Origin of the sequence: Pantoea septica, assembly GCF_002095575.1 — a bacterium.
Lineage (GTDB): Bacteria > Pseudomonadota > Gammaproteobacteria > Enterobacterales > Enterobacteriaceae > Pantoea > Pantoea septica.
In genome coordinates this window covers 121512-146050 of record NZ_MLJJ01000006.1, presented here as the reverse complement: position 1 = coordinate 146050, position 24539 = coordinate 121512, and the positions used below count along the sequence as shown (strand labels likewise).

Sequence of the window (24539 nt, the reverse complement as noted above, 5' to 3'; positions counted from 1 at the left end):
GGAGAGGAGACGCTATGAACGACGATATGTTTGAATTTGATATTGATGCCCAGCTTGAGCAGGCCGAAGCCAAAGCGGCGGAAAAGGTCAATGAAGTGCCTGACGACTTAGGCGATGAAGCGGATTGCGAAGGCTGCAAAATCTGATTTCAGCGCCAGCGGATGTTAAAAGCGGATAAGCCTTCTTATCCGCTTTTTTATTTTCAACATTTCTTACTGCTTTATTCTGAATTTACGCTTTTTTCCATGCCTTAACGGGCAGGATGTCCAGATGGCTGCTATAGATAAAAAGGTTCTGTTAACGGTCAAAAGAGGGATGCGTGATGGTCTTTACGATTAGCGATGAAGTGCAGCATAAAGAGGGCGGACCTGCCATGGTGGTCACAGGCTACGCCAGCGGAATGGTAGAGTGTCGCTGGTATGACGGCTACGCCGTGCGCCGCGAAGCCTTTCATCAGGATGAGCTGAGCCACGCGATTTCTGAGACGCAGCTCGCCAGCTAGGCGCTGTTCAACGGGGATGCGCTGTTCATCCCCCGTGACTTCCCGCATTTTTTGATTCCCCACGCCTGCTATACTCGCCTGATCCCAGTTATTCGGAGCACCGTTGCTGATGGCTGCTTTGCCGCTCTCCATGCGAAAATTACGTCCCGAACTGCGCGTTCATCTCTTGTTTTTAGCGGTCTTTCTTTTCTCTTTCTTTCTGACCTGGCGTGAGCTCCACACGCTGAAAATTAACTATGAAGATCGGCAGCGCGCTGCGCTGGCGGATATGCAGAGCAGGCTGGAGAGCCAGTTTCAGGAGAGCCTCGACGGGATGATCTATTACCGGCGCATGTTCACCTATGCGCTGGCGCATCCGCTCGACGCCCACCACGCGCGCCGCGCACTGGCGGAGTTTCAGCAGCTGCGCGCGCAGCCCGCGTGGCAGCTGCGGCTCAATATGCCGCGCAGCATGCCGATAAACGGCGTCGGCGACAGCTGGCTGGCGCAGGACGCGCTGCTGCAGCGCGACCCGGCGCGGCTCGAGGGCGAGGTGCTCGCGGCGCTGGAGTTCAGCTTTATTATGCAGTTCAGCGATGCGGAAGCCGATTTCCACTCGCGCTTTTGGTATACCTCACGCGCCGGATTCTTTATCACTTCGCGTCCGCCGCAAAGCCTCTCCGCGCTCTCCGCCAGCTACGCCATCATGGTTTCTCGACCCTGGTTTCGCGCCATGGCGACGCTGGAGTCGCCTCAGGAGCTGCGCTGGTCTGGCGTCTATCAGGGCGCGGACGATGAGGGCGCGATGCTGACGGTCAGCACGCCCATCTTTATCAACGGCTACTGGTATGGAGCGCTGTCGATGGACTTCACGCAGCAGCGTATCGCCAGTCAGTTGAATACGATGTACAACAGCGCGCTGCAGGGCAGCGTCGTGCTGCTCGACAAAGCGCGCCATCCCGTTGCCTCCCTTAACGCGGCAGATGCTAAGCCGCTGAGCGCCAGCGCGCTGCGGCGGCTCTATGCGCAGATTGCGCGTCAGCCGCAGGGCTCGCTGCGGCTGGAGCATCAGTTCATCACCTGGAGCAGGTTGAAAAACGTAGACGGCTATCTGGTGAACCAGCAAACCCTGGCGCAAGGACTGCGCCAGGATTTAGGCGGCGCCATGCTGTTTATGCTGGTGATGTGGCTGCTGTTCGTGCTGCTGCTGCTGCTGGCGCACCAGATCATTGTGCGTCTGGTGCGGCGGCTGAGCCAGCTCTCCGATCGGCTGGCGTGGCGCGCCAGCTACGACGGCCTGACGCGTCTGCTCAACCGCAGCGCCTTTTTTGAACGCTTCGAAGCGGAGGCGGCGCGCTGCCGTGCGCTTAACGCGCCGCTGGCGGTTATCCAGCTCGATATCGACCACTTTAAAGCGGTAAACGACACCTGGGGCCATCAGGCGGGCGACCAGGCGCTGATGCGCGTCGCCGCAATCGTCTCCCAGGCGCTGCGGAAAGACGATCTGGCCGGCCGCGTCGGCGGCGAAGAGTTCTGCGTGGTGCTGCCGGAAACCGGCCTGGCGGATGCGGAAAAGGTGGCGGAACGGATGCGAGAGCGGCTGGCGGCGAAAACCATTCTGGTCAACGCCAGCCAGTGTTTTAGCGTGACGCTCTCCGCAGGCGTCGCCAGCAGCGAAGAGCAGGGCGACTACCAGGCGACCCGCCTGCAGGCGGAGGCGGACCGCCGACTCTATCTGGCGAAGAGTCAGGGCCGCAACCGCGTGGTCGCCGGAGGTTAAACGTTGCCGGCGTTGTCTTCTTCCACCGCCTGATAGATACGCTGCAGGATATCTGGGAAGGCGGACTGGACGCGGCTCCAGCTGGGAATAAAGGGTTTGTCGTTAGGACGTTCGATAAAGGCCTGTCCCGCCTCCAGAATCGACTGGGTAAACATTTCTACCGCCGCTTCTTCGATATGCTGGTCAAACTTCAGGCCGTTCATCGCCGCTTCGTGGTTGTAGATCTCCATCATATCGAGCGCGTTGCGGTAGTAGGTCGCCTTCAGCACGCGGAATGAGTCGCTGGTGAGCGGCACGCCCATCGTCGCCAGCTTGCGCAGCAGCGACTGCACGATATCGCTGCTCATGCGCTTCAGGCCGCCGGTGCCGTCATCTTCCGCCAGCGGCTGATGTTTGTGGTCATAGTTGTCGGCGATCTCGACCTGACAGGTCTGACGCGTGGTGTAGTTGCGGTAAATTTCCGACAGCACGCCAATCTCCAGCCCCCAGTCGCCAGGAATTTTAATGCCGTTGAGCACGTGGGTGCGCATGGCGAATTCGCCCGACAGCGGATAGCGGAAGCTGGCCAGATAGTCGAGATATTCGGAGTGGCCATACACCTTTTGCAGCGAGCGCAGCAGCGGGCCGACCAGCAAGCGGCCTACGCGGCCGTTTAGCTTGCCATCGGCGACGCGTGCGTAAAACCCTTTGCAGAACTCATACTGAAACGCCGGGTTCGCCAGCGGGTAGAGCAGGCGCGCCAGCATGCCGCGTTCGTAAGTGACGATATCGCAGTCGTGCAGCGCCACGCACTGGGTACGATCTGAGGCGAGGGTGAAACCGGTGCAGAACCAGACGTTGCGCCCTTTGCCCGGCTGGGAGGGCGAAAGCCCCTCTTTATCCAGTTCGGCGTCGATCGCCTTCAGGCGCGGGCCGTCATTCCATAAAATGCGGTGGCGCTGCGGCAGGCGCGAAAAAAATTCGCGGGCGAAGAGGAACTGATCGCGGTCGGCGCGATCGAGCCCGATAACGATCTCGTCGAGATAGGGCACTTTGGCCAGCTCATCGACGATATTGCCTAGCGCCGGTCCTTCCAGTTCGGAAAAGAGCGACGGGAGAATGAGCCCCATTTTGCGTTTGCGCGCGAAGCGCACCATCTCTTTTTCCAGCGACTCAACGCTGCGGTCGGTCAGATTATGGAAATTGGTAATCACGCCATTCTGATAAAAATCACTCATCGCGCCATCCTTTTAATCATAAGTAGTTGCGGCTTAATCGGGCTGGGTCAGGAAATAGTCGAGTCCCTCTTTCCAGCCTTCGGGGCCGTAGTGCGCCGTATGGTAGATCCGTTGCTTGTCCTGCCGGGTCAGCGCGACCGGCGTTTTGCTGTAGCCTTTTATCACCACGGCGTAGTCAACCGCATCCAGCATAGGCGCGTCGTTAGGACCGTCGCCGAGGCCGATGGTCGCGGGCGCGCTGTCATACTGGCTGAGCAGCCAGCGCAGCGCTTCGCCTTTGCCGCTGCCTGCGGGCATGACGTGCCAGAAGCGTCCGCCCTGGGTAAGCTGCAGCTGGTGCTGCGCCAGCGCGGCGCGAAACGCCTCCAGCTTCTCTTCGTCGTCACGCCAGACGATCACTTCCGACGCTTCGCGCTGGCGCGCCAGCGCCGAGTCGCTTTCGGTTAGTCCGGTCATCGCCGCGACTTCGGCATCGGTGAAGCGGCTGAAGCCCTGAAAGCGAAAGCCCGGCTGTAGCGTGCCGAGCGTGCGGCAGAGCGCCTCATAGGCGAGACTCTCCGGCGGGATCCGTTCACGTCGCTGCGCCGACATCTGCACCACCGCGCCGTTTTCCGCAATAAAGGGGGTATCCGTCAGGCCGAGACGCTTTTGCAGCGGCGCGATTTCCGCGGCGGTTTTGCTGGAGCAGAGCACGACCGGCACCTGATGGCGCTGCAGTTCGGCCAGCCACTCTGCGGCGGCATCCCAGCGGTAGGTATGATGATCGAGCAGGGAACCATCCAGATCGGTAATAACTAACAGCGGCTGTTGCAAACTGGGCATAGCAGGCTCCTTGCGACATTAACTGGCGGAATTTCAGTATTATAGCTGATGCCGGATTGCGCCTGTTTTTCCCCTCTCGCACAGCATATCCAGGATAATTCCTAAAACGTAACGGCTGAGCGAATCGGGATGCACAAAAAGCGCACGGCGCAAAGCCCCTGAATTCAGGCTGTTCCCGGTAACGCCATCGGGGTTCAAACATAAAAGGCAGTTGTATTGTGCATAGCCAGGACTTGTCTTAGCACGGGCCAGGCGTACTCTGCAGAGGTATCAAGCATTTCCTGATGTAACGAATCTATGTGGTTATTTACCCGGCGCTCCCTGCCGGGTTTTTTTCGCCTGTGATTAGCGGTTCATTTCATTACAGGTGCAGTCGCGAATATCGAGTTCATATTCGTCCGCCAGTTCTATGCTGCTTCCCCAGGCTCGGCCGCCGGTTCTGAGATGGCGGCTGTTGTCCGCCTCGGGGAAGGTTTGCGGGAGGGCCGCCGTACTGCGCGACAGGCTGTCGAGCAGCGAGTCCACATTGGGTTTCTCGCCGGGCTGAAGGTCAGGGCCGCCAGGATTGATTTGCGCCATCATCGCTCTCCTTTTGTTTAAAAGGATATTTCGCTTCTCTCCGACCACGGGTAGCGACGGATCGATTAAGTATAGACTCTGGCCAGGGCGGGCGAATAACTCTGCGGTGGGAAAGAAACAGGCAAAAAAAAGCCCGCGCTGCGCGGGCAAAATCCTTGTTACTTTTAGGTTGACTGCCTCTTTGGGGTGAAGCAGTAGGAAAAGTGTAAAAGGTTGCCGTGTCAGAAGTCTTGTCGCGAAACGTTAAGAAAGCGAAAAAGCGCCGGCTTACGTAAATTTACCTGGTTTTTCCTTTGTTATCAGCGGCATCGTCTATAGTTACATGCGGAGTTAAACCATAACGCGACAAGGAGAGACCATGGATCTGTTACGCATTATTATCGCCATCATTTTGCCGCCGCTGGGCGTATTTATGCAGGTCGGTTTCGGCGGCGCTTTCTGGCTCAATATTCTACTGACGCTGTGCGGCTATATCCCCGGCATCATTCATGCGGTTTGGGTGATTGCGCGTCGCTGAGGCGGACGTTTACACTGATGCACAGGAAAATCATCAGGAGCAACGCGCATGAAGGTCAATGACCGCGTCACCGTAAAGACCGATGGCGGCCCGCGCCGCCTCGGCACTATTCTCGCCGTGGAGCCGTTTAACGAAGGGGTCATGTATCTGGTGGCGCTGGAAGATTATCCGCTCGGCATCTGGTTTTTTAATGAGGGCGATCATCCGGAAGGGATATTTGTCGAGCCTTATCGGGCGGAATAGCGGCGCAGGGCTTTGCTTTTACGCTCTCTGAATATCGCGGCAATAATAAGGCGCCTGACGGTGCCTTATTTCATGCTGCATCAATAATAATAAAGGCGCCTCGGAGCGCCTTTATTTGTTTCTGCCTTAGAACGTTTCCCAGTTATCGTTGCCGGAGGCCGCCAGTGCCGGACGCGGCGTCAGGCGCGGCGATTTCAGCGCGGGCGCGGCAGCCGTTACTGTTGCTGGCGCCGGAGCGTCCTGCAGGCGAAACGCGGCGACAGCTTTAGTGAGTTTACCCGCCTGATCTTCCAGCGAGGCGGCGGCTGCAGAGGCCTCTTCCACCAGCGAGGCGTTCTGCTGGGTGACGTTATCCATCTCGGTGACCGCCTGGCTGACCTGCTGAATGCCGCGGCTTTGCTCATCCGACGCGGCGGCAATCTCCGCCATAATATCGGTCACGCGACGTACCGCTTCGACGATCTCGCCCATGGTTTCGCCCGCTTCGCCTACCTGATGCGAACCGTCTTTGATCAAATTGACCGACTCCGCAATCAGCGACTCAATCTCTTTGGCCGCCTGGGCGCTGCGTTGCGCCAGGCTGCGCACTTCACTGGCCACTACCGCGAAGCCGCGGCCCTGTTCGCCGGCACGCGCCGCTTCCACCGCGGCGTTGAGCGCCAGAATATTGGTCTGGAAGGCGATGCTGTTTATGACGTTGGTGATTTCGGCGATTTTCTTTGAGCTGCCGGAGATATTGGTCATGGTTTTCACCACGCCGCTCACCAGCTCGCCGCCGCTGCGGGCTTTGCCGGAGGCGTCTGCCGCCAGCTGACTGGCGTGGTGGGCGTTCTCGGCGTTTTGTTTCACCGTGGCGGTTAACTGCTCCATGCTGGCGGCGGTCTGCTCCAGCGCGGCGGCCTGCTGCTCGGTACGGGAAGAGAGATCGGTATTCCCGGCAGAGATTTCGCCGGAACCCTGATAGATCGCCACCGCGCCTTCACGCACCGTGCCGACGGTTTTCACCAGCGAATCCTGCATCAGCTGCAGGTTATGCAGCAGCGTGCCAATTTCGCTGCGGCCGTGCGGTTCCGGCGGGGCGGTGAGGTCGCCCTGCGCGATGCGCTCTATACGCGCGACCGACAGGCGCAGCGGACTGATCACTACGCGACGCAGAAAGACGAAGGTCATCAGCGTCAGCAGTAAAGCGGCCACGAAGGCGGCCGCCATCGCGATAAAGCCGATGCGCGACTCGTGCGCTGCCGTCGCGTTGATCGCTTCGGCGCGCTGGTTGCGCAGTTTAATCGCCTGCAGCAGCACGTCGTTGTAGGCGTTGTCGAGTTTGCGCGTGACGTCGGTCTCCTGCGCGATAATGCCCTCGAAGCTGCCCTGTTTGCCGGCGTTGATCATCGGCTTGAGCCCCTTTTCGACGTAGTCGTTGAAGCGCGCCGTCAGCGGGGCGTCGAGCGCGATATCTTCAGGGGTTTTGACCTTCCGCTCCTGATAAACCTTGAAGCCTTCCTGCGCCTGCTGAATACGCTTCTCGGTCGCGGCGATGCTGGCTTTAAACTCGTCCATCTCGCCGATGCGGGCGGCGGCGCCTGCTTGAATAATATTGAGACGCGCGGTGCGCAGGTGGTTTGAGCTGTTAGAGATTCCCATGCGCACCTGAATTTCGTCAGTGGCATCCTTAAGAGACTGGTTGCTCTGGATCAGAAAATAGCTGGCAAGGGCGATACAGAGGGCAAACAGCAGCATAATACCGCCAAAAATCATGCTGAAGAGCGGCACCAGGCGCAGGTTGCGCCACAGGCCAGCCTTGAACGGTGTAGAAGAGTCCGGTGGTGTGTTCATATCCTTGATCTCATGTCGGGGTTATGAAATTAACATCGGCAGAGAAGGGGAAAGGGTTAGGGAGCGGAGTGAGATCTGGCTCGCAAAAAAGGCGAAAAAAAACCGGCCAGGCGGCCGGTTCTTTCGCGAGTTGATTATCTCACATTGACATAGATACCTGACGTTACATTGTCAGTTAAACGCACCACATGATAGATAACCTGTTTGTTATGTGTTTTTATCTTGCGTTTAATATTGCCTTTGTGTGACGAAACGGTCTTGGCCTTAATTTGCATCTTGTCTGAGATCTGAATGGTGTCATGACCTGACATCCACATTTTCAGCATATTTGACTCCGTCTGGCTTAACGTCAGAGGGTGTACATCCAGACCTGATGAAATACGGGTAGACGCGCTGAGCTTTTTCTGCAAATAAGTGCTGAGTAAGGAGTCAAGTGTCGTCGTTTTTATCGATTTTGACGTAATAATCAGGTTCTTACGAACGTAGAGGTATTCCTCAAAATGGATATTAGAAATGGCCATGAAGATGAAAAACAGCGTTTCCGGGTGCTGCATAATAATATTTCGGATGCGGTCGCTGGAATCAGCTTCATGGATAAAACATTCTTCGTTAATAAACACTACGCCAGGTTTTAACTGTTCGCAGCGCTGCTGTAATTGCTCAATATCGGAGACAGAAAAGATGTTTTTCTTTTTGACTCCCTTACAGGACATATAGTCCGATAATCCCAGGCGTGTGTAGTTGCATGAATCCATAATAATCGTTGGCATGTTTAGCGACCCTCACCAATTTGTTATCCGTTTAAATCAACGATGAATTACGCGTTGCTGTACGAGAGAGATTTCTAAGACACTTTTTTATTCTGCTCAGCAGTCTGGCGACAGGCCATACGCCTGCCAAAAGTATTCTTCCCTGACCCGTTTCTGCAAAGTTGTTTTTGTGTTGCCTTGACGTCACTTATCCCTCCAGTGATAGCGGGAATCGCTGGCGGTTTGCAATAAGCGTGCATAACACCCTGTTTTGAGATCCTCGTCACTATCGCGCATAACACAGTCAATTCTGATAGGACGATTCTTAAAAACATTTGATTCGCGAAAGTGTGACGTTTTAGCGAGTGTTGACAATGCCGGAAAAAAAAGGTCCTGACAAGAAAAATCGTTAAAGGATTTTTTTTGTTCAAAAACAATCTGTTGCCGATTTTGTCAACGATTCCACCAAGTTAGCTGTGCCGGGAATCTGTGAAATAAAATACTTGAAGCGCGGTTTAATAAGAATAATTTTCAGAGTTACTTCTCACTTATCAGATTTTCCTTAGTTGATTTCTGGGAAAACTGGTTTGAAAAATGCACAGAATGTTTTAGGTGGCTTAAGTATCACTTTAGAAAGATGGTGAGATACTTAATCATCAGGGGTGAGACAGTTCCGAAAGAAACTGGGCGAGCAAATCAAAGACTTCGCTAAACAGATGCTCACAGAAGGGCGCAACCAGAGGCATCATCAACCCCATAGTCAAAATTCCCACTGTTAAGGTAATGGGGAAGCCAACTGCGAAAATAGAGAGCTGAGGTGTAACACGGTTTAACAAACCCAGTACCAGGTTAATCAGAAGCAGCAAAACGATTAAGGGTAGCGCTAACATCATGCCATTAAGGAAAATTAAACCGCCTGCTTTGACCAGTGCATTAAAAGCGTTGGCGTTTAACGGCTGCCCGCCAATCGGCAATGTATGAAAGCTGTCCGCCAGCAACGAGATCAGCCAGAGGTGTCCGTTGAAGGTCAGGAACAGCAGCATTGCCAGCATATCGAGAAAACGGGCCAGAACCGGCATATTCAAGCGACTGCCTGGATCGAAAAAGGTGGCGAAAGAGAGGCCCATCTGTAAACCAATGACCTCGCCAGAGAGGCGCACCGCAGCAAACGCCAGCTGCATCGTGAACCCCAGCCCGATACCAATCAGCATCTGCTGCAGCAGCAGCCAGAAGCCAGCGGGCGAAAACAACGTTACCTCGACTGAAGGCAGCGTTGGCACCATTATCCAGGTGATTAACGCTGCCAGGCCGATTTTGACGCGTTTGCTGATAGCGCGCTCGCTCAGCAACGGCGCGGTGGCGAACAGCGCCAGCATACGCGCCAGCGGCCAGAAAAACTGACTGACCCAGTGAACCAGCTGGTCGCTGTCGAGAGTGACCATTAGCCGATCATATAAGGCAGGTTGCTAAAGAGGGTGCGGATATAGTCCAGCACCAGATTCAGCATCCAGGGTCCGGCAATCACTCCCGTGGCCGCCACGGCCAGCACCTTCGGTATAAAGGAAAGCGTCTGCTCGTTCACCTGTGTCGCCGCCTGCAGCAGACTGATAATCAGCCCGCTGACCAGCGCCGCCAGCAGCAGTGGCGCGGCGAGCATCAGCGCCAGGCGCAGTGCATCCTGGCCCATTGCCATAACGGATTCTGGCGTCATTAGTTTCTCCGGGAAATCGGAATAATCAGGAATAGAAGCTTTGCGCCAGCGAACCGACCAGCAGCTGCCAGCCATCCACCAGTACAAACAGCATCAGTTTGAACGGCAGCGAGATGGTTGCCGGCGGCACCATCATCATCCCCAGCGCCATCAGCACGCTGGCGACCACCAGGTCGATAATCAAAAACGGGATGAAAACAGTAAAGCCAATCTGAAAGGCGGTCTTCAGCTCGCTGGTGACGTATGCGGGCAGCAGAATGCGCATCGGCACCGCTTCCGGCCCTTCGATGGGCGGGGTGTTCGCCAGACGGGCGAACAGCGCCAGGTCCGCTTCGCGCGTCTGACGCAGCATAAAGTCGCGTAGCGGCTGCGCGCCTTTCTCCAGCGCAACGTCCATGCTGATCTTGTCCTGGCTAAAGGGCAGATAGGCGTCGTCGTAAATCTTGTCGAAGGTCGGCGCCATGATAAAGAAGGTCAGAAAGAGCGCGAGGCCGAGCATCACCTGATTTGGCGGCGCGGAGGGCGTGCCGAGGGCGTTGCGCAGCAGACCGAACACGATAATGATGCGGGTAAAGCTGGTCATCATCAGCAGCACGGCGGGAATAAAGGTCAGCGAGGTAATAAAAACCAGCGTCTGCACCGGCAACGACCAGCTTTGTCCGCCATTGGGCAACGCATGGCTCACCAGTCCCGGCAGCTGGGCATGAGCGGCCGGCGCCAGCAGTAATAGCGGCAGAAGAGAGAGCAGTCGACGCATCATTGGGGTTTTCCGGGACGTTTAACCAGGTTTTGTAACAGCTGACGAAAATCCTGCGGCGCGGCGGCAGGCGGACGGGCATCCGGCGCGACCGGCGGCAGGGTGTGCAGATGGGTAATCTGCGCCGCCGTCACGCCCAGCACCAGGCGCGCCTCGGCGGTATCCACAATCACCACGCGTTCGCGCTGGCCGACCTGCACGCTGGCGCTCACCTTCAGTGCCTGGCTGCTCACCGTCTTCGGCGCGAAGCCAAGGCGACGCGCCAGCCAGGCGCAGGCGAGGATCAGCAGGACAATCACGGCCAGCACGCTGCTGACCTGAGTCACGACGGAGCCGCCGGAAATGGCCGGCGCTGCGGGCTGCAGCGCGTGGGATTGGGTGTTCATCATATTTAGCGACTCAGACGACGCATACGTTCAGACGGCGTAATAATGTCGGTGATGCGTACGCCATATTTATCGTTAACCACCACCACTTCGCCTTGGGCGATCAGGTAGCCGTTGATCAGGATATCAAGCGGCTCGCCCGCCAGGCCGTCCAGCGCCACCACGGAACCCTGCGTCAGGCGCAGCAGCTCTTTAATGGTCATTTTGGTGCGGCCCAGTTCAACGGTAAGCTTGACCGGGATATCCATAATCAGGTCGATGTCCTGCAGCGAACCGGCGGCAGCGCTGGTTTCGAACGTCTTAAAGACGTCGTCGGCCTGCGGCGCGCTGCTAACGGCCTGCTCATTCATCGCCTCAGCCCACAGATCGTCCGCAGAAATGTCGTCGGACGGTTTATTGCTGTCACTCATTGGGCTGTTCCTCATTCAGCGAATTCAAAATCGGGTTAATCAAATGCTCGACGCGCAGGGCGTACTGGCCGTGCATGGTGCCGTACTGACTGGTGAGCACCGGAACGCCGTCGACGTGTGCGATAATGCGCTCTGGCTTCTCGATCGGCAGCACATCGCCGGGTTTCAGCTGCAAAATGCGCGACAGCCGCAGCGAGGTTTCGGCGAAGTGAGCGATCAGCTCCAGCTCCGAGTGCTGCACCTGTTTCACCAGGTTCTCGCGCCAGTGGTTATCCTCGGTGCGGGAGTTCTCCAGCGGCGGGTTAACCAGCAGTTCGCGCAGCGGCTCAATCATCGAGAACGGAATACAGATGTTGAACTCGCCCACCAGGTTGCCAATCTCGACCTGGAACGGCGTGTTGACCACGATATCGTTCGGCGAGGTGGTGATATTGGTGAACTTCACCTGCATTTCGGAGCGGACATATTCCACATCGAGCGGGTAGATCGCCTTCCACGCGTCGCTGTAGCCTTCCAGCGCCAGCTTCAGCATGCGGCGGATCACGCGCTGCTCGGTGTGGGTGAACTCACGACCTTCCACCTTAGTGGGGAAGCGGCCGTCGCCGCCGAACAGGTTATCCACGGCGATAAACACCAGGCTCGGCGAAAACACGACCAGCGCCGTTCCGCGCAGCGGTTTCAGGTGGATAAGATTCAGGTTGGTTGGCACCGGCAGGTTGCGGGCGAACTCGTGATACGGCTGAATCTTGATCGCACCGACGCTGATATCCGGGCTGCGACGCAGCAGGTTAAACAGCGCCATACGGAAATGTCGGGCGAAACGCTCGTTAATAATCTCCAGCGCCTGAAGGCGCTCGCGCACCACGCGACGCTGGGTATTAGGGTCGTAAGGACGAATGTCGCCTTCCGGCCCGCTTTGACTCTTTTCATCTACCGCGCTGTCACTGTCGCCATTAAGCAGCGCGTCAATTTCAGCCTGGGAGAGAATGCTATCGCCCATTGGTTTACCTCAAAATGAAGGCGGTAAACAGTACGTCATTTACCACCTGCGCAGGCTGTCCTTTCACCAGCGGAGGTGACAGCACCTGCTTAATCTGTTCAATCAGCGCTTGCTTTCCTTGCTCCGACGCCAGCGCGGCGGCGCTTTGTCGCGAGAGCAGCAGCAGCAGGCGGCTACGTACTTCCGGCAGATAATCATTCATCCGACGACGGGTATCCTCGTCCGGCAGACGCAGGGTAAAGCCTACGTACAGTACGCGGTCCGGATCGTTGTCGGGATTGATCAGGTTGACCGTAAAGGTATCAAGCGCAAAAAAGACGGGAGCGGGTGGCGGTTCTACTTTCGCAGCTTCCGGTGTACCACTCTCATGTTTATTCATCATTCGCCAGACTGCATAGCCTGCCACGCTACAAGCGGCCAGCGTTACAATGAGCAACACCGGAATTAAGAGTGAACGTTTGCGGCCTTTTGCTTTCGCGTTATCAGACATTTTTGCAGTAACTTCCTGTGAATTATGGGCAAACCTCTCGGTTTGCCTGGACAGATTATCCCGCGTCTTAAGTCAAACAATGGGAAGAAAAGACGCGGGTTTTACGCTTACCTTCAGCGTTTGTCGCTGTCAGGCAAAAGTATCGACAGCGCCGGTGCCGAGGATGCGCGCCTGGAGGGCGGCGGGAACGGCGATCGGCGTTATCTCGCTATCGTCATCCTGGGAGAGAGAGAAGGTGCCGTGCTGTCCGTCGCGGCGCGCCTCCTGCTGCTGTTGCTGCTGCTGGAAGCCCTGGCTCTGCGCGAAGCTGTCACTGCTTACCTGACTCTGTCCCAGGTTAATGCCGCTTTCCGCCAGCGCGTTACGCAGCTGCGGAAGGGCGGCTTCCAGCGCGGCCCTGACGTGGCTGTGGCTGGAGGCCATATTGATTTGCGCCTGGTCGTTATCCAGCTTCAGGCTGATCTGGATGGCGCCCAGATCCGCCGGGTGCAGCCGCAGCTCGGCGTTTTGCTGGCCGTTGCGGGTGAACATGACAATCTGCTGGCTCAGTGCCTGCTGCCATTCGTCGCTGCCCAGCTGCGCGTTGAGCATCGGCGTTGACGGCGTACTGGTCGTAGCCGAGGCGGTCGGCATCGTCAGCGGCGCCGCGCTGCTGCTGGCGACGCTGGTCAGCGCGTTGCTGTCCGTTTGCGTCAGCGGAGCGCTTTTTTCCTCCTGCCTGCCGAGGTTGCTCAACGCCTGCTGGAAGCTGCCGTCCAGCGTCAGCCGCGCACTGGCGTTGGCCGTGCCTGCTGCCGGGCCCGCTGATGCGGCGATCAGCTGCGTCTGCGTCGGGCTCGCCTTCGTCTCAGCGTGCGCTGGCGCGCTGGCCGATGGCGACGCGCTTTGCGCCAGCGAATCGCTCAGCGCCTGGCTCAGCGTCGAGAGCGCATTGCCAGCGATCGCGCCGCGGCGCGTGTCGGCGCCCGACCCGGCGGCGACGGAAGCGGCGGAGGCGTCGCGCTGCGCAACCGGCGATATCGGCAGCATGGCGAACAGCGCCTGCATGCTCTGCGTCTCGCTATTGGTTAAGGTTTCTGCGCTCGCCTTATCCTTATCATCGGCGGATTTGGTGGCGGCTTTAATATTTTCCGGCGTCAGCAGCGCATTCAAACCCTCTGTTTTGTCAAAGGCGGTCAGCAGCGCGTCAAGCTGGCCCTTCGGCGCAGGCGCCTCCTCCTTTTCCTCTGCGCTTTCAGCAGATTGCGCCGCGTTTCCCTGCTGTTTCGCCAGCGTCAGCAGGCGATTGCCCAGTTCGGTCAGAAAGTCCTGCGGCAGCGATTTGACGCTGTGCAAACCCTCAGCGGAATCTGAACCTTTCAGCTCGCCTTTCGCGCTGGCGGCGGTGACAATATTTGGCAGCGTAATCATTCGCCTTTCCTCAATGCGGCCCGTTGGGCGTATTCATCCATCCGTTTCTGATCGAGACGGTTTTCTACTCGTAATGCGTTGTCTGCCGCGCGGCTGATCAGCGTCTGATAGGCGTTAAGACGCTGCTGCTTATCGCGCCAGCTGGCCAGCGCCTGCTCCAGACGCTGATTCCACTGTCTCAGCTGAGCGCGATGCTGTTCGATCGCCTGTTCCAGCGTCTGTATAAACTGGTGGTAGTTGGTCCAGCGCGTCGTGGCGATGCCGCCAGACATATCGCTGTTTAGCTTGTTGCGGTACTCATCCTGGTAGTCGAGCAGCATGGTGAGCTGCTCGTCCGCCTGGCGCACGCCGCGGCGCATATCGCCGAGGTGCATCGCCGCTTTTTCCAGATCCTGCTCCGCTAAATCGCGCAGCGTGTCGATGGCACTGGCGCTTTTCATCGCTTACTCCTCCCGTTACGCCGCCGTTAACCGAACAGCGCATGCAGATGCAGACAGGCGTCGTCGTAGTGGCTGCGTTCAAAAATGCCCTGTTGCAGAAAGGCTTCCATCTGCGGGTAGAGGCGGATCGCCTTGTCCAGCATCGGATCGCTGCCTGCGGCGTAGGCGCCGACGCTCACCAGATCGCGGTTGCGCTGGAAGCTGGAGAGCAGCTGCTTAAACTGACGCACCCGCGCGTAGTGATCCTCGTCGATCAAGGCGGTCATGGCGCGGCTGATAGAGGCTTCGATATCGATCGCCGGGTAGTGGCCCGCTTCGGCCAGCCGGCGCGACAGTACGATATGGCCGTCGAGAATGGCGCGCGCCGAGTCGGCGATAGGATCCTGCTGATCGTCGCCTTCGGTCAGTACGGTATAGAAGGCGGTAATCGAGCCGCCGCCGTGCGTGCCGTTGCCGGCGCGTTCCACCAGCGCCGGGAGCTTGGCGAACACCGAAGGCGGATAGCCTTTGGTGGCGGGCGGCTCGCCGATGGCCAGCGCGATCTCGCGCTGCGCCATGGCGTAACGCGTCAGGGAGTCCATGATCAGCAGCACGTGCTGGCCGCGATCGCGAAAATCTTCGGCGATGCGCGTGGCGTAGGCGGCGCCCTGCATGCGCAGCAGCGGCGAGACGTCCGCGGGCGCGGCGATCACCACCGAACGCGCGCGGCCTTCGGCGCCGAGAATATTTTCAATAAAGTCTTTTACTTCGCGGCCGCGCTCGCCGATCAGCCCGACCACGATGACGTCCGCCTGGGTATAGCGCGCCATCATGCCGAGCAGCACGCTCTTGCCGACGCCGGAACCGGCGAACAGGCCCATACGCTGGCCGCGCCCGACGGTAAGCAGGGCGTTGATGGCGCGTACGCCGGTATCGAGCACGTCGGTAATCGGCGTGCGCTGCAGCGGGTTGAAGGGCGGGGTGATCAGCGGCGCGCGGTAGCCGGTATCGGGCGACGGCAAACCGTCGAGCGGCTTGCCGCTGCCGTCGAGCACCCGGCCCAGCAGCTCAGGGCCGAGCAGCAGCTGTTTGCCGCTGTGGCCGCTGTCGCGCGCATAAACGCGGGCGCCGGGCAGAATGCCGTCGACCTCTTCCAGCGGCATCAGAAAGAGTTTCTGGCCGTTGAAACCCACCACTTCGCTTTCGACTTCGGTCAGGTTCTTGCCGTCGTTGCGTTCGATAACGCAGGTGGCGCCGAGCGGCAGCTGCAGGCCGGTGGCCTCCAGCACCAGGCCGGTGGCGCGCGTCAGGCGGCCATAGCGGCGCACCGGCTGCACCTGCGCGATGCGGGTTTCAAAGGCGTCGAGCGCGCCCAGCCAGCGGGAGAGTCGCGAGGTCATTAAAACTCTCCTGGCGCGGCGAGACGGCAGAGCTCCTGCCAGCGCGTCGCCACGCTGGCGTCGAGATCGCCATCTTCGGCGCTCAGCTTACAGCCGCCGGGATGCAGCGTGCTGTCGGCCAGCAAACGCCAGCCATGCAGATCGAGCGTCGGACCGAGGGTCTGCTCAATACGCTGCAGATCGTCGGGATGTACGCGCAGCTGCGGTTTGCCGCTAAACATCGGCTCCTGCTGCAGCAGCTGCTGGATTTGACGCAGCAGGGCGCTGCCGTCCACCGTGGTCGCCTGGCCGATGACCTGACGCGCGGCTTCCAGCGCCAGCTGCATCAGACGCGAGGCGATCACGCTGTCGAGCGCCTCCAGCGAGTGCTGGAACTCGGTGACCAGCTGCTGCATGCGCGCCTGAAGCGGCGCCTGCTGCTGCTGCGCATCGGCCAGCCCCTGCTGAAAGCCGGCGTCGTAGCCCGCTTTCTGACCCTCGGCGAAGCCCTGCTGATGGCCTTCGTTATAGCCCTGCGCCTGCGACTCTTTGCGCGCCTGCTGCTGCATGCGCTCGAAGAGCTGCTGCTGCTCGTCGGCTTCCGATTCGAACGTCTCCGGCTCCGGCAGGATCTCCGGCTCCGGTTCGTCGCGGCGGCCTAAATCATCAGGCTGCCAGAGCTGCCACGGACGGGCGGAAAAGGCATCAGACATAGGTTTCCTCGCCGCCGCCAATTACCATCTCGCCCGATTCCGCCAGACGGCGCACGATAAGCAGGATAGCTTTCTGTTCGTTCTCCACCGCCGACATACGCACAGGTCCGCGGTTGGCGAGGTCGTCGCGCAGGATATCGGCGGCGCGCGCCGACATGTTCTTGAGGAACTTCTCGCGCAGCGGCTGCTCGGCGCCTTTCAGCGCGACCAGCAGCTGCTCCGACTCCACTTCCTGCAGCAGACGCTGGATGCTGCGGTCGTCCACTTCCACCAGGTTCTCGAACAGGAACATCTCGTCGATAATTTTCTGCGCCAGTTCGCCGTCGAAGTCGCGAACCGCTTCGATGACCGCCTCTTCCTGCTGCGTTTTCATCAGGTTGATGATTTCCGCTGCGGTTCTCACGCCGCCCATCTTGGCGCGCTTGAGGTTGGTGCCGTCCAGCAGGCCGTTGAGCACTTCGGTCAGCTCCGCCAGCGCCGCCGGCTGTACGCCGCCGAAGGTGGCGATACGCAGCATGACGTCATGACGCAGGCGTTCGTCGAACAGCGCCAGAATATCCGCCGCCTGGCCGCGCTTGAGGTGCACCAGGATGGTAGCGATGATCTGCGGATGCTCGTCGCGGATGAGATCGGCGGCGGCCTGCGGCTCCATAAAGTTGAGCGTTTCCATGCCGCTGGTGGTCTCGCGAGACTCGAGAATATCCTCCAGCAGGCTGGCGGCGCGCTCTTCGCCCAGCGCTTTGGTCAGCACCGAACGCAGGTACTCGTTGGAGTTGAGACTCAGCGCCGCGAACTGCTCGGCGTCGGTCTCAAACTCACGCAGGATCTCGGTGAGCTGCTTGTGTGACACCTGGCGCATATTCGCCATCGCGGCGCTCAGGTGCTGCACTTCACGCTGGTTAAGGTGCTTGAACACCTCGGCGGCGCGCTCTTCACCGATGGTCATCATCAGGATGGCGCTTTTTTCAGTTCCGGTCAGACTCATAGTTCTTTACTCATCCATTCGCGGATAACCAGCGCAACGACGCGCGGATCGTTCTCGGACATATCGCGGATGCGCTGGCTCATCACCTCGGCGCTCATGCGGTTGCTAGACTTGCGCTCTGCATCCTGTTCATCTTTGCTGAGCTGTACGCTGTAGGCTTCTTCTTCCTGCGCGGCGGCGGCGCGTTGTTCTGCGGCTTCCACGGCGGCTTTTTCCGCTTCGCGTTTACGCATCAGCTGCGGACGCACCATTTTGCGGTAGAGGATGAAGGCGACCAGCGCAATCAGCAGCCATTTGCCGACGTTCATCATCTGATCGAAGAAGGCCTGCTGCTGCCAGAACGGCAGATCGCCGCTGGTTGGATCGGCTGCGGTGAACTCGGAGTTGACCACGTTGACGCTGTCGCCGCGCGGCTGGGAATAGCCCATCGCTTCGCGCGTCAGATCTTCTACCTGCTTCAGTTGCTGTTCGTTAAGGGCGATCGCCTTGCCTTTGTCGTCGGCGCGATAGTTAACCACTACCGCGACCGAGAGACGCTGCACGTCGCCGACGTTCATTTTGGTATGGCGAATGGTGCGGTCCAGCTCGTAGTTCACGGTATCGTCGCGGCGCGAGTTGGTCGGCACGCTGCTGCTGGCGGTGCTGGTGGTCGTGCCGCTGTTCGCGTTGTTCTGCTGGCCGTTTTGTCCGTTCTGGCCGTTAGGCGCGTTGACCGGCGCGGTGTTAGCCGGCGCTGGCTGGTTGGAAAGGGCGCCCGGCACGCCGCCCGGATAAGGACTGCCGGTCTGATCGCTGGTGCTGGTTTGACGCGAGCGGATAGCGGTGCTGCTCGGGTTGCCGTTCGGCTGATACTTCTCGTCGGTCTGCTCGCTCTTGTCGAAATTGATCTGCGCCGTCACCTGCGCGTGCACGTTGCCCTGGCCGAGAATCGGATTCAGGATCGCCTCGATGCGCTGCTGGTAGCGCGCTTCGACTTCGGCGGTATATTTCAGCTGTGCGTCGTTGAGGTCGCGGCCCTCGCTGTCGGAACGCGTCAGCAGGCGTCCGCTCTGATCGACCACGGTGACGTTGCCCGGCGGCAGGCCTGCCACGCTGCTGGAGACCATATGCACGATGGCCTGGATTTGACCCTCATCGAGCGCGCGGCCAGGCTGAAGGTTCAGGGTGACCGAGGCGGAAGGCGCTTTCTGCTCGCGCACGAACAGCGTCGGCTTCGGCATCGCCAGATGCACGCGCGCCGTTTTCACCGGCCCTAAGGTTTCGATGGTGCGCGCCAGTTCGCCTTCCAGCGCGCGCTGGTAGTTAACCTGCTCGCTGAACTGGCTGATGCCGAACTTCTCTTGATCGAGCAGCTCGAAGCCCACCGATCCGCCTTTCGGCAGACCCTGCTGCGCCAGGCGCAGGCGCAGCTCATGCACCTTTTCCGCCGGCACCATCAGCGCGCCGCCGTTATCGGCGAAGCGATAGGGGATATTCATCTGGGTGAGCTGGGTAACAATCGCACCGCCGTCTTCATCCGAGAGATTGTTGTACAGCACGCGGTAATCGGGCGCTTTCGCCCACAGCACCAGCGCCATCACGATGGCGATAGCGGCGGCGGCGGCAACGATAAGGGGGATACGCGGGTTAGCGCGCAGGCGAGCGATAAGGTCACCGAAACCTTTTTTGGCTGAATCCTGTGTGGCGGCTGCGCTCGCGTTCATGACCTATTCCTGCCTGACATAATTGACCGGGTTTGTTGTAGTGACAAAACAGACTCCCTGACACTGCGTAAATGAAACTCCACTTCAATGCATGGCATTATTTTCTTTATCGCAAAATTCGATGGGCGAATAAGCCGGGTTTTTTGCGGTTATTTAGCGCCTTTGTCTTATTGACAATGTGTTAACTTTTTGAGCGTAGAAAATTCCATCTCTCTTTCAATGAGGTAACGGCATGTCCATTCAGGCAATCGACGGCGTTTTACAGCAGCTTCAGCTCACTTCGCTGCAGGCCAGTAACAAAAGCAGCGAGGCGACGCAGCCGGTCGACTTCGCCGCCACCATGAAAGCGGCGCTCGATAAGATCAGCGATACGCAGAACACCGCTCGCACGCAGGCGCAGGATTTTGAAATGGGCAAGCCGGGCATCGCGCTGAATGATGTAATGGTGGATATGCAGAAGTCTTCTATCTCGATGCAGATGGGGATTCAGGTGAGGAATAAGCTGGTGGCGGCTTATACCGATATTATGAATATGCAGGTTTAATCGGGTAACTGGCTGATAATGTTAAAAATAACTATACGGCCACTTTAGCGAAGCACGTATGTAGCAAAAGAACGTTCATTTTCGTGTTGATAAGGGAAAGCTGATCCGTATTGTTCTCTGACATTCAGGCGCCATAAACCCGATAGACCATCTGCGCATCTGAGTGACCCATTTGCGCGGCGACATAGTTCGGGTTTGCGCCTGCCGACAACGCCCAGCATGCGAAGGTATGCCTGGACTGATATGCTTTTCGGTGACGAAGGCCTGTACGCCTTAATGCACTGTTCCATATCTGACCTGGCGACTCTGTTGAATAGTAAGCGCCTGACCTGCCGTTTACTGAATCCAGACTGGCGTTGAAGACGAATGTTTTCTGCTCCTCGATTCGCTCACCAAATCCCTGGTATGAAAGGTGAAGGGTGTCTGAGGATACATTCTTGTCAGCTCGCGCTGGTCGCGAAGAACCTCTGCTGCTGCATAGAGCATGTTTATTACCCTGTTGCCCGCTTCCGTTTTAGGTGGGGTGAACAGTCCCTGCGGCGTCAGGTTTCGCGACACGGTTATTGTCTTCGCTTCGAGGTCTATATCCTCCCAGGCTAGCGCGCAGATTTCCCCGTGGCGCATTCCTGTCAGGATCGCCAGCGACCACATGTTCGCGTTCTGTCGTGTAGAGCATCCGGCAATGAGCCGTGGAAACTCTTCGCGCGTGATTGGATCCGGCCGCTTGTTGGATTTTTTAAGAGGCTTGATGCCCGTCATCGGGTTTTCCTCTATATATCCGTTCCCGTACGCGAAGGCGAAGATGGCTTTCAGATCGGACATGCTGGAATTTACCGTGGCCGCCGTCCTGCCTTTTTACTCTATATTCATCTTCCTGCCGGTAAAGTAACTTCCGTTCAGCAGCTCTATGCGCAGGTTAAGCAGATCCTTCTGCATTATTGACCTGATGTCCCGACTGTTCCCGATATGGTCGAGCGTAACCCGTACCCGTCGCTCGGTCGTTACATATGAGCTGTTCGCCCAGTCCGGCTTTTTCAGCTTTAGCCATAAATCCGCCGCATCACTTATCGCTAATGATTTAGGTGAATCTATCTCGTTCTTAAACAGCGGCGAGTCGGGGGACTGGCTGCGGTAATTAAACGTCCCTGTTTTTATCCGGTACACGATGTTGCTTCGCAACTCGCCAGTCACCTTCCTGTTCTTCGGCGTGTCGGGTACACCAAGCGCCTCCCACCGTCTTTTACCCTCATACATGAACCAGATCCGAAGATGGTTTTTGTTGGGGGCCACGCCTGTTGGATATGCAGACATTTTCCTGTCTCCTGTTGAAAGTGATCTGCATTTAAGCAGATTTACGCCGCGGAATCGTTGCTGGCTGATTCTCGATCCACTTCTCAACAGCTTTCCAGTCGTAGAAGCACATGCTGTTATCCATCGGCATGCCATCCGGCGAAATGTGCTTATACTCACGACCCTCCATCCAGCTCTTTTCCCTTGCTGTCTTAATCGTGTTTTTCTTCAGGCCAGTAATAGCCATCAGCACAGATTCTGAAACCCATTTGCTGGGCGCCAGCTGAATTACGTTTTCCATATCTACTCCTTTGGCGGCTATAGCCAGACCAGCACGATACAAATAAAAAGGGCAAGATTAGTGATAATCCAGCCCATGTCGGCTTCTTTCTGGTAGCTGTCATGCGGCGCGCTCGTCGGCAGGCTCCATGCCAGACAATAATAGCTTCCGGCCGATCGCCATCAGCGTGTCGCGCGAGACATACCCGGTTATGCCAAAACCTGAGGCGAACGGATTCCAGATGAGCAGCATCGAGCCCTTGTTGTTGCCGTTGACTGGTTTGCCGGTATCAGCGTGAATAAACGAGAGGCGGCCGTCGATAATGAAGCGCACCTCGGTGCATGGGTTCCGCGCCAGGCTGAACCAGCTGACCGAAGTGTCAGCGGGAACAAGCATCACTGTACCGATCCCTTTACGGCATTCCTCCGTGGCTTTCTTTATCCATGGCGTGATTTCGCTATAGGGCGGATTGCACCAGGTTATTCCCAGTGGCAGTCGCCCGGCCCAGTCCTGTGCCAGCGCGTCATCCTTTTCGGTGAAGTAAACCGGCAGCAGGTGGTTGTGCTCGCTCGCGGCAACATCTGCCACAAAACGGAAATCGCGGTTTAAAGCTGCGAATACCTCAAGCGGCGTCTGCCATAAATCGCGAATATCGAGATTGGTGTGGCTGTCATGGTAGCCACGTCTGGGAATAGCTTCAGACATAGAGAATCCTCACGCAAAGCGCGATAGTGAATAGGGTGAGTAGGAGGTTACTTCAGGGCGATGTGGCTTAGCGATAATGCCACAAAATCCAGAGCATTACCTTAGAGCTTGTAATGCCGAATTGACTAGCTATTAGGCTATTGACCAGTTCTGTGAAACTGGCGTCCCAGCTTTTATCCCTGCGGAAGATCGACATGGTGATTTCTTCTCATGTATATCTACCGCGCTCACGGCAACAGTGTGCATTGGATTGTTGAGAGCGGCAATACAGGCCTGGCGAGTGAGAAGGCAAGGTGATTTAGGTTTGAATAGGCCTTTACGTGTGGAGGTTAGTCTGCCGGTGCGTATCCACTGCTGGGCTGTCGAACAGAATATGATCAGAAACGCGTACGCCTCATCCATTGAAAGGACGTAACTTTCCATTCGATCTCCAATGTCGGTAGATAGCAATAACTTCACCCAATAAGAGTAAACGTGACCATACAGCCACATCTTCTCCTAAGGTAGTTTACGAGCAAAAGCGATGGGCAAAGCAGCAAGAAGGCTTAACTCGCTATGCCAGCGATAGCTATCAGCACTGAATTAGGCACTCATTTGCCTGAAACTAGTTTGATGATGTTTTCCATATTTATTTCTAGAAATATTTATGGTGAAATGAAACGTTTTGTTAACCACGAAAACAGCCATAAATCGTCTTTAAATGTGAAATGGGTCACTTAAATTAGCTAATTGAAATTATTCGTAATCATTTGGTTCAAAAAGGAGGGTTGGATGGGGTTCATTCTTATTGCGGTATTTTACTTGCAATATTTATTAAGTATTTTAAATGCTGGAAATTTTATAGGTAGTTGATCAGAGGTTAAGCCTTAGGTGAAAAGATTAAATAGTATACTTTTAAAAAGGTAAATTTCTTGAAGCAAATAAAAAATTTAAATATTGAGGTTCTACGTTTCATGGCTGTCGTTGGTGTCATACTAATTCATATGACTATGCAACACTATTATGATCCGAATTTAATGAGTAAAAATTACCTAGCGTGGATCTCCAGTCATATTTATTACACAATATCTAGATTCTGCGTTCCTGTTTTTTTTATAATTGCCGCATATATATCGTTTAACAATAAAAGCCAGAAAGGCTTGGCATCAAGACTGATCAGGATAGGGATTCCTTTTATTACATGGTCTGTAATTTATTATGTTTATAATGGCGGGGGTAGTTTTATTGAGTTTATAATCAGACTATTCACAAGGAGTACATCATTCCACCTCTGGTTTATAGCTCCTTTTATTGGATTTATGTTTGCATTGCCGCTTGTTAAACATGTTTTTTATGAAGAAGGAAAAGATAAATTCAAATATCTTTTTTGGGTTGTTTTCTTTTTCACAATATGTCTGCCTTCAATTATCGCTTACTCTAAGTTAATGCCAGGGGACTATGGATTCCTGTCTGGTTTGAATCAATTTAATCTTACTTTTCCATCCTTTTTATTGTATGCAATGGCTTTTCCATACATGCATAAGAAAGTAAGAGTATTACCAGCACTTCTGATATATTTTGCTCTTCTTTCATTAAATTCATGGCTTAACCTTAATGCTTCCGGGCTGGCTGGGAAACCAGACGAGAGATTCTATGGTTTTAATACACTCATTGTTTTCTTGTCATCATATGTTATTTTTAATATCGTGATGTCTCTGGATTTCTCATGGCTACCTAATACTTTAACTCGCTTTGTATTGACTGTTGGTGAGTGCTCTTTCGGTGTTTATCTGGTCCATTGGCTGGTTTTTATTGTCTTAGAAAAATACGAGTTTGTAATGCGTGGGCGAGCTATTGTAGACCCTGCGGTAAACACTTTAATTATCTTCCTGGTTTCGGTTTTTATAGTGTGGCTCGCTAGAAGGATCAAGTTTTTTAGGTATTTTGTATAAAATTAATCAATATCTGCGATTGTTCGCAGGGTGATTTTTATATATGTCGGTGTAGATTATTGATTGGCTCGGTGATTATGGTTCGTGCATAGCATACACTATGTTTAGCAAGCTGGGTTTGTATGGTGTTAACACCAACAGCGCCGCGTCACTCACTTATCCAGCTATTTCGAGCCAATCAATAAGGCATATTGTATCAAGTTGA

30 protein-coding genes are annotated in these 24539 nt (G+C 56.2%); 7 read left to right on the top strand and 23 right to left on the bottom strand.

Annotated features, from left to right (window positions below):
• Positions 1-14: 14 nt before the first annotated feature.
• The 3 genes from HA46_RS21435 (at position 15) to dgcQ (ending at position 2261) form a co-directional block, all read left to right on the top strand.
• Entirely contained in the window at positions 15-146 is a 132-nt protein-coding gene (locus HA46_RS21435) for a hypothetical protein (protein WP_255351574.1), read from the top strand.
• A 176-nt stretch (positions 147-322) separates the two neighbouring features.
• Complete coding sequence (locus HA46_RS05105; RefSeq protein WP_033791375.1) at positions 323-502, top strand: YodC family protein; 180 nt, start codon at positions 323-325, stop codon at positions 500-502.
• 109 nt (positions 503-611) lie between these two features.
• A complete protein-coding gene (dgcQ, locus tag HA46_RS05100) occupies positions 612-2261 on the top strand; it encodes a cellulose biosynthesis regulator diguanylate cyclase DgcQ (RefSeq protein WP_084882449.1) in 1650 nt (549 codons plus the stop codon).
• Here the strand turns inward: dgcQ and HA46_RS05095 are convergent.
• From HA46_RS05095 to HA46_RS05085, 3 genes are all read right to left on the bottom strand, one after another.
• On the bottom strand, positions 2258-3478 hold the full coding sequence (locus tag HA46_RS05095; RefSeq protein ID WP_033791372.1) for a glycosyltransferase family protein: 1221 nt from the start codon (positions 3476-3478) through the stop codon (positions 2258-2260). The genes dgcQ and HA46_RS05095 overlap by 4 nt on opposite strands.
• Before the next feature lie 33 nt (positions 3479-3511).
• On the bottom strand, positions 3512-4300 hold the full coding sequence (locus HA46_RS05090) for a mannosyl-3-phosphoglycerate phosphatase-related protein (protein WP_033791371.1): 789 nt from the start codon (positions 4298-4300) through the stop codon (positions 3512-3514).
• Between the two features lie 345 nt (positions 4301-4645).
• A complete protein-coding gene (locus HA46_RS05085; protein WP_051563622.1) occupies positions 4646-4882 on the bottom strand; it encodes a DUF2525 domain-containing protein in 237 nt (78 codons plus the stop codon).
• A 355-nt stretch (positions 4883-5237) separates the two neighbouring features.
• Here HA46_RS05085 and HA46_RS05080 point away from each other — a divergent pair, with 355 nt between their 5' ends.
• Both HA46_RS05080 and dsrB read left to right on the top strand, forming a co-directional pair.
• Positions 5238-5396, top strand: coding sequence for a YqaE/Pmp3 family membrane protein (locus HA46_RS05080; protein WP_033749833.1), 159 nt, complete (start codon positions 5238-5240; stop codon positions 5394-5396).
• A 48-nt stretch (positions 5397-5444) separates the two neighbouring features.
• Entirely contained in the window at positions 5445-5639 is a 195-nt protein-coding gene (dsrB, locus tag HA46_RS05075; protein WP_033791369.1) for a protein DsrB, read from the top strand.
• A gap of 126 nt (positions 5640-5765) precedes the next feature.
• Here the strand turns inward: dsrB and HA46_RS05070 are convergent, their stop codons facing one another.
• The 15 genes from HA46_RS05070 to fliF form a co-directional block, all read right to left on the bottom strand.
• Entirely contained in the window at positions 5766-7472 is a 1707-nt protein-coding gene (locus HA46_RS05070; RefSeq protein WP_084882445.1) for a methyl-accepting chemotaxis protein, read from the bottom strand.
• A gap of 134 nt (positions 7473-7606) precedes the next feature.
• On the bottom strand, positions 7607-8242 hold the full coding sequence (gene rcsA / locus HA46_RS05065) for a transcriptional regulator RcsA (RefSeq protein ID WP_033791367.1): 636 nt from the start codon (positions 8240-8242) through the stop codon (positions 7607-7609).
• 635 nt (positions 8243-8877) lie between these two features.
• Positions 8878-9663, bottom strand: a complete 786-nt coding sequence (gene fliR, locus HA46_RS05060) for a flagellar biosynthetic protein FliR (protein ID WP_033749829.1) — start codon at positions 9661-9663, stop codon at positions 8878-8880.
• The gene (gene fliQ / locus HA46_RS05055) at positions 9663-9932 is read right to left on the bottom strand and encodes a flagellar biosynthesis protein FliQ (protein ID WP_033749828.1); all 270 of its coding nucleotides are present in this window, start codon (positions 9930-9932) and stop codon (positions 9663-9665) included. Before fliQ ends, fliR begins: the two co-directional genes overlap by 1 nt.
• Positions 9933-9957: 25 nt before the next feature.
• On the bottom strand, positions 9958-10689 hold the full coding sequence (fliP, locus tag HA46_RS05050) for a flagellar type III secretion system pore protein FliP (protein WP_033750714.1): 732 nt from the start codon (positions 10687-10689) through the stop codon (positions 9958-9960).
• Entirely contained in the window at positions 10689-11075 is a 387-nt protein-coding gene (gene fliO, locus HA46_RS05045; RefSeq protein WP_033791415.1) for a flagellar biosynthetic protein FliO, read from the bottom strand. The genes fliP and fliO overlap by 1 nt, the downstream gene beginning before the upstream one ends.
• A gap of 5 nt (positions 11076-11080) precedes the next feature.
• Entirely contained in the window at positions 11081-11485 is a 405-nt protein-coding gene (gene fliN / locus HA46_RS05040) for a flagellar motor switch protein FliN (RefSeq protein WP_033791366.1), read from the bottom strand.
• A complete protein-coding gene (gene fliM / locus HA46_RS05035) occupies positions 11478-12485 on the bottom strand; it encodes a flagellar motor switch protein FliM (RefSeq protein ID WP_033791365.1) in 1008 nt (335 codons plus the stop codon). The genes fliN and fliM overlap by 8 nt, the downstream gene beginning before the upstream one ends.
• Before the next feature lie 4 nt (positions 12486-12489).
• Positions 12490-12975: a flagellar basal body-associated protein FliL gene (gene fliL, locus HA46_RS05030; RefSeq protein WP_033749823.1), complete on the bottom strand. Its 486-nt coding sequence runs from the start codon at positions 12973-12975 to the stop codon at positions 12490-12492.
• Between the two features lie 129 nt (positions 12976-13104).
• Complete coding sequence (locus tag HA46_RS05025) at positions 13105-14385, bottom strand: flagellar hook-length control protein FliK (RefSeq protein ID WP_084882441.1); 1281 nt, start codon at positions 14383-14385, stop codon at positions 13105-13107.
• Positions 14382-14825: a flagellar export protein FliJ gene (gene fliJ, locus HA46_RS05020; RefSeq protein ID WP_033791363.1), complete on the bottom strand. Its 444-nt coding sequence runs from the start codon at positions 14823-14825 to the stop codon at positions 14382-14384. The genes HA46_RS05025 and fliJ overlap by 4 nt, the downstream gene beginning before the upstream one ends.
• 26 nt (positions 14826-14851) lie before the next feature.
• Positions 14852-16204 (bottom strand): flagellar protein export ATPase FliI, encoded by a 1353-nt coding sequence (gene fliI, locus HA46_RS05015; protein ID WP_033749819.1) that lies wholly within the window; start codon positions 16202-16204, stop codon positions 14852-14854.
• Positions 16204-16896 carry a flagellar assembly protein FliH gene (fliH, locus tag HA46_RS05010; RefSeq protein WP_033791362.1) on the bottom strand — a complete coding sequence of 231 codons (693 nt, stop codon included), beginning with the start codon at positions 16894-16896 and terminating at the stop codon, positions 16204-16206. The genes fliI and fliH overlap by 1 nt, the downstream gene beginning before the upstream one ends.
• Positions 16889-17881, bottom strand: coding sequence for a flagellar motor switch protein FliG (gene fliG, locus HA46_RS05005; protein ID WP_084882436.1), 993 nt, complete (start codon positions 17879-17881; stop codon positions 16889-16891). The genes fliH and fliG overlap by 8 nt, the downstream gene beginning before the upstream one ends.
• Positions 17878-19584 (bottom strand): flagellar basal-body MS-ring/collar protein FliF, encoded by a 1707-nt coding sequence (gene fliF / locus HA46_RS05000; protein WP_084882432.1) that lies wholly within the window; start codon positions 19582-19584, stop codon positions 17878-17880. The genes fliG and fliF overlap by 4 nt, the downstream gene beginning before the upstream one ends.
• Positions 19585-19816: 232 nt before the next feature.
• Between fliF and fliE the strand changes: the two genes are divergently transcribed.
• A complete protein-coding gene (gene fliE / locus HA46_RS04995; RefSeq protein WP_033749815.1) occupies positions 19817-20128 on the top strand; it encodes a flagellar hook-basal body complex protein FliE in 312 nt (103 codons plus the stop codon).
• Positions 20129-20252: 124 nt separating this feature from the next.
• On the opposite strand, the gene HA46_RS21430 is transcribed toward fliE, so the two are convergent.
• The 5 genes from HA46_RS21430 to HA46_RS04980 all read right to left on the bottom strand — a co-directional run bounded on the left by HA46_RS21430 (position 20253) and on the right by HA46_RS04980 (position 22403).
• Positions 20253-20477 (bottom strand): tyrosine-type recombinase/integrase, encoded by a 225-nt coding sequence (locus HA46_RS21430; RefSeq protein ID WP_280174247.1) that lies wholly within the window; start codon positions 20475-20477, stop codon positions 20253-20255.
• Positions 20465-20950: a tyrosine-type recombinase/integrase gene (locus tag HA46_RS21425; RefSeq protein ID WP_280174245.1), complete on the bottom strand. Its 486-nt coding sequence runs from the start codon at positions 20948-20950 to the stop codon at positions 20465-20467. The genes HA46_RS21430 and HA46_RS21425 overlap by 13 nt, the downstream gene beginning before the upstream one ends.
• Before the next feature lie 33 nt (positions 20951-20983).
• Entirely contained in the window at positions 20984-21439 is a 456-nt protein-coding gene (locus HA46_RS21260; RefSeq protein WP_244277504.1) for an Arm DNA-binding domain-containing protein, read from the bottom strand.
• A gap of 31 nt (positions 21440-21470) precedes the next feature.
• Positions 21471-21719: an excisionase family protein gene (locus tag HA46_RS04985; RefSeq protein WP_084882428.1), complete on the bottom strand. Its 249-nt coding sequence runs from the start codon at positions 21717-21719 to the stop codon at positions 21471-21473.
• Positions 21720-21818: 99 nt separating this feature from the next.
• A complete protein-coding gene (locus HA46_RS04980) occupies positions 21819-22403 on the bottom strand; it encodes a phage N-6-adenine-methyltransferase (protein WP_084882424.1) in 585 nt (194 codons plus the stop codon).
• Between the two features lie 911 nt (positions 22404-23314).
• Between HA46_RS04980 and HA46_RS04970 the strand changes: the two genes are divergently transcribed.
• Complete coding sequence (locus HA46_RS04970; protein WP_084882417.1) at positions 23315-24334, top strand: acyltransferase; 1020 nt, start codon at positions 23315-23317, stop codon at positions 24332-24334.
• The last annotated feature ends 205 nt before the right edge of the window (positions 24335-24539 follow it).